Source organism: Burkholderia sp. HAN2018, assembly GCF_024704855.1.
GTDB lineage: Bacteria > Pseudomonadota > Gammaproteobacteria > Burkholderiales > Burkholderiaceae > Burkholderia > Burkholderia cepacia.
This window is the reverse complement of record NZ_QOBB01000463.1, coordinates 1-2,162: the sequence shown is the minus strand read 5'-3', so window position 1 is coordinate 2,162 and position 2,162 is coordinate 1. Positions and strand designations below refer to the sequence as shown.

1 protein-coding gene is annotated in these 2,162 nt (G+C 71.6%); it reads right to left on the bottom strand.

The window, feature by feature from the left end:
• Positions 1-103 precede the first annotated feature (103 nt).
• A partial coding sequence (locus tag DPV74_RS40975; protein WP_162923323.1) for a cellulose synthase subunit BcsC-related outer membrane protein occupies positions 104-2,162 on the bottom strand: 2,059 nt, incomplete at its 5' end.

The following is a 2,162-nucleotide window of genomic DNA, read 5'->3' as shown; positions in this document are numbered from 1 at the left end:
CCGGCCGGCCCCGCGCCCAGCAGCGCACGCAGGCGGCCCAGCAGGCCGGCGGCGCCGAGCGCGGGACGGGTGGCATCGATTTCCGTATTCACGGCGCGTTCCCCTAGTAATCCGAATAAAGCCGCACGGGTGTCGGCGTGACGAGCCAGCTGCGTTGCGCACGGGCGTCGAACGCATAGCGCAGGTACACGAGCGCCGAACTCGGCGCGTAGTCGTGCGACCGGTCGACGTGCAGCTGCGCGCCGACGCTCAGGTGCGGGTTCACGCGATACTCGACGATCCCGTTGACGCCGTACGAGAACGACACGCCGCGCGTCGAGCTGCCCGCGTACACGAACCCGGCCGCCACCTGCGCGGCCCGCTGGTCCGAGAACGTCGGGTAATACAGCGAATCCTTCTCGTAGCTGTTCGAGATCCCGCCCGTGACGGTCAGGTCCCACGACAGCGCATCGTGCCGCCCCGCCCATTCGATCGGCACGCCGAGCGACAGGTAGCGCTGCGGGCTGTAGTAACCGCCCTGCCCGTACGTGTAGTAGCGCAGGTTCTGCGCGTAGTGCCACGCGTTGCCGACGAGCCCGGTGCTGACCTTCATCGTCGCGCGCTCGTACACGGGCACCGTGAAGCCCGTGCGCAGCGTGACTTCCGCGTTGCGCTCGACGTTTCGGCCGGACAGCACGCCCGCGCCGAGTTCCGCGAACAGGTTCGTGCGGCCGACGTCGACCGACGCGCGCAGGTTCACGCCGTCGCGGCGCACGCCGCCCCAGACCGCGCCCGTCCACGGGTCGCGCATCCCCGCGTACGACAGCACGCTGCTCGTTTCCGGCCGCCGCGACGCGTTCACCGAGAAGCTGGCCGGGCCCGCGTCGAAGCGATAGCGCACACCGCCGACGAGGTAATGCACGGGAAAACCGAGCGGCGACGTGCCGAGGTCGACGCGCCATGCGTCCGACAGATAGCCAGCGCCGAGCGCGACACCCGTCGTCGACTGGTGCAACGAGCCCGGCGGATTCGCGATCGATGCGGGCGTCAGCGCGTTCCGCGCCCTGAGCGCCGCGAACGTGCCGAACGTCTTGAGCGAATACGCATTCGGGTTGCTCGTATCGAGCGTGCCCGGATCGAGATGCACGGTGTCGATCTGCGCGAACACATGCCCGTCGTAGCGGACCGGCATCTGCATGTAGATCGGCACCTGCTGCGCGCGATACGAAGAGATGCCTTCGTCGCCCGACTTGTAGGCCGGCGTCCAGCCGGTCTCGATCTCGGGATTGCGCCGCTGCTCGAGATCCGCGAACGCGGCCTGCGCGGGCGTCAGGCCGTCACGGCCCGGGCTCACGCCCGTCGCACGCTCCTGCGACTGCGACAACCGGTACAGCGACGCCGCGTCGTCATAGCGGCCCTGCGCCTCGGCCACGCGCCCGGCCGCGACCGTCACGTCGGCGCGCGCCGGATACGCGGCATGCAGCCGGTCGGTCACCTGCGCGGCTTCGTCCGCGCGGCGCAGCGCGTTCAGGCGGCGCACGGCCGACAGTTGCGTGTCGACGTCGTCGTCCGGCGTGCGCGCGAGCACCGCCTGCACGCGCGCCAGCGCGGCGGCACGGTTGCCGCTGTCCTCGTCGATGCGTGCCAGCGCGAGCTGCGTATCGGCATCGTCCGGCGTGCGCGCGACGACCGGCGCGAGCGCATCGCGCGCCGCGTCGTAACGGCCTTGCGCGCGTTCGAGATCGGCCCGTTCGAGCGCATGACGCTTGTCCGCGCGGCCGGCCGGGCTCGCCCGATCGAGCAGCTTGCGCGCCTGCGCGTAGTCCTGTCGTGCGATCGCATCGTCGGTCTGCCGCAACACGAGCCGCAGCGACTGGTCCTCGATCCGCGCCGTCTGCGCGGGCGTCAGCGACGGTTCCCGGCGCAGCGTGTCGAGCCACGCGGCAAGCGCGTCGTCGCGCCCCGCGCTGCCGAGCAGATCGCCATAGCGCAGCCGCACGTCCGTATCGGCTTCACGCGGGTGCGCGGCGATCCAGTCGTGCAACGGCGCGAGGCCGCGATCCGGTTCGCCCGCGTCGATCCATTGCGCGCCGATCGCGGCGAGCATGTCGGGATCGTCCGGCGCGCTCGCCTGGGCCTGCGCGAGCGACGCGGCGAACGCCGTGCGGTCGCCGCGCGCGAGC